A 1,656-nucleotide genomic window follows, 5' to 3' on the forward strand; every position below is an offset into this window, starting at 1 on the left:
AGCGCCGGTGTGAATGGCGATCACCGCCCCCAGCGCCGCGGCCCCCGAGGTGCCGATCAGCCCCGGTTCTGCCAGCGGGTTGCGCAGAAAACCCTGCATCGCCGCCCCGGCCATCCCCAGCGCGGCACCGACCAGTATGCCTAGCAACGCGCGCGGAAGCCGGATTTCACGCATCACCAAGCCAGCGACACCTTCGCCCGAGATCAGCGCAGAAAGGCTTTCGCGCAGGCCAAGATCGCTGCTGCCGATCATTAACGAGGCGCAAAAAAGCGCCACGACCAACGCCACGAGAACCCCTAGGATCGCACGGTAACTCATTGAACATATTTCCATTTTCGCGCATCACTTCGGGCGCGGGGCGCGCGCCCGTCAAATCGCCACGCGCGCGCGCATATCGCGGCGTAACCGACTGTTTCATATCGCATTGCAGCGACATCGCGCCACCAGCGCCGCGGCACGAAACGCCGCAATATCGCACCGTATCTCATTGGTGCACCTCTGATTTTTCCGCATTGATCTCGCGCCCGATGGCCGCCAGCTCGGCCACCGCCTCCAGCATCGCCGGGGCGGCGCAGACCCAGCGCGCGTCGTGCAGGTTGCGTTCTACCCGAAACCCCGCCAATGCGGGATGGGCGAGTATCTCTTCGGCGCGGCTGGCACCCGGTGCGCCAGCGATCACCAGATCGGGGGCCAGCACCAAGAGCCGCTCCAGATCAAGCTTGCCGCCCCAGTCCAAACCCGGCCCTGCGACGATGTTTTCAAACCCCGCCAGCGCCAGAATCTGACCTTCCAGCGTGGCAGCGCCATAGCCGTAGCCCCCCGCCCCCCAGATCGCCGCACGCGGTGGCTGCGCGGGGGTTTCAATTGCAGCCAAGGTTGCGTCAAACTCTGCCAGCAGTTCCGCCGCGCGCGCCTCGCGCCCCAGCACCGCGCCCATGCGGGTGATCTTGGCACGAATGTCTTGCACCGAGACGCCGGGCGAAAACTGCTCGACGCGCAGGCCCAGCCGCTCCAGCATCGCCAATGTGCCGGGGTTTGACCAGACATCGGCCAGCACCAGATCGGGGCGGCGCGAAACGATGTCTTCGGCCCCGCCCGTGGTCTGCGCGATGCCCTCGGCCAGTGGCGCAAGGGCCGACATTTCGGGGTTTGTGGCCAGCGGCGATAGCGCCGCGATCTGCTCGGGGTCGGCGATCAGCAGCAATAGCTGATCGGCGCAAAGGTTCATCGACACCACGCGTCCGGGGGCATCGGCGCGCGCGCCCGAAGCCCCCGCAGCAACACCCGCCGCAAACGCCAGCCCCCACGCAAAGGCACGGGGGCCGGTACGCCGCGCAGGCTCAGAAGGTTTTGCGCAGGCCCAGATAGAACGCCCTCCCCGAAGTGTTGTAGCCGCTGACCGTCTGGTAGTCTTCGTCGAACAGGTTTTCGATGCGCAGATAGGCTTCGGTTCCGGCTGCCAGTTCGTAATGCAGCGCCGCGGTCACAACCGTATAGTCCGGCAGCGTCGGGCGTTCCGCCACCAGCCGCGCGGCCACGTCAAGGCGCAGTGCATCGTTCAGCTTGGTCCCCAGTGTCAGCGCCACTTGATGCCGCCCGAAACCTGACGACCAAGTGTTGCCGTAGCTGAGATCGGGCGTCGTGGCATCCGTATAT

The 1,656-nt window shown here is 65.9% G+C and carries 2 protein-coding genes and 1 pseudogene; all 3 read right to left on the minus strand.

What is annotated here, in order from left to right; genetic code table 11:
* A partial coding sequence (locus tag ABY403_RS16300) for an iron chelate uptake ABC transporter family permease subunit (RefSeq protein ID WP_372841861.1) occupies positions 1-318 on the minus strand: 318 nt, incomplete at its 3' end.
* A 166-nt stretch (positions 319-484) separates the two neighbouring features.
* Positions 485-1,228 carry an ABC transporter substrate-binding protein gene (locus ABY403_RS16305; protein WP_372841862.1) on the minus strand — a complete coding sequence of 248 codons (744 nt, stop codon included), beginning with the start codon at positions 1,226-1,228 and terminating at the stop codon, positions 485-487.
* A gap of 112 nt (positions 1,229-1,340) precedes the next feature.
* Positions 1,341-1,656 (minus strand): annotated as a pseudogene (locus ABY403_RS16310) (TonB-dependent receptor); the annotation flags it as partial.

The sequence above is a fragment of the Phaeovulum sp. genome, assembly GCF_041596715.1.
Taxonomy (GTDB): domain Bacteria; phylum Pseudomonadota; class Alphaproteobacteria; order Rhodobacterales; family Rhodobacteraceae; genus UBA6213.

Coding starts and splice junctions, on each gene's coding strand:
- ABY403_RS16305 (WP_372841862.1), bottom strand. CDS start 1,228: ATGAACCTTTGCGCCGATCAGCTATTGCTGCTGATCGCCGACCCCGAG.